Raw genomic sequence first — 598 nt, 5'->3', positions numbered from 1 at the left:
CCACGGGCCGGCCACCGCACCCCGGGGCCTTATGCGGGCGGGGCCCGCACCTCGGGTGCGGGCCCGTCCAACCACCCCAGGGCCCACCGAGGGGGGAATTCGGCCAAGCCCTGCCTGTCCAGAGCGGTCCCATGCGCTCACCACCCCACCTGCCCCCGATACCCTCCCCCACACACACGGAGTCGCCTCCAAACGGTCGTGCTCGTAATGGCGCCGCTCGGGACCGGGAATCTGGACCCGCTCACGTTTCGTCGGCGCCCTCCTGGTCACCCTGCCCGTCGAGCGCGGCCAGCCCGTCGCTCCAGCGGGTACGGCGCTCGGGCTCCTGCTGGTCCCACCAGGGCATACCGCGTTCGCCGAGGGCAACCTTCGCGGTGTGCACGCGGTCGCGGGCGGCTCGTTCGGCAGCCGTGTCCTGGGCGCGGCGGGCCATGCCCACGGCGCGACGAGCGGCCATGAGGTGGGACCGCAGCCGGGCGGCCACGTCCTCAGGCACGTCGGGATCCGTGGCCCGCCAGCGCCGACCGTCGATGATCACATACCGTCCGTCGGGGGTGCGGGCGGGCTTTGGCGCATCAGCCGTCACCTCTCCACCCTG

General features: G+C 73.7%; 1 protein-coding gene. It reads right to left on the bottom strand.

The genetic code is table 11. The features are described 5' to 3' along the window. Positions 1-241: 241 nt before the first annotated feature. Positions 242-586, bottom strand: a complete 345-nt coding sequence (locus tag ACWGSR_RS37020) for a hypothetical protein (protein WP_453573720.1) — start codon at positions 584-586, stop codon at positions 242-244. Between the last annotated feature and the right edge of the window lie 12 nt (positions 587-598).

This window comes from Streptomyces sp. NPDC055632, assembly GCF_053618675.1.
Note: the sequence above shows the minus strand (reverse complement) of the source record. Positions and strands in the feature narration are given on the sequence as shown.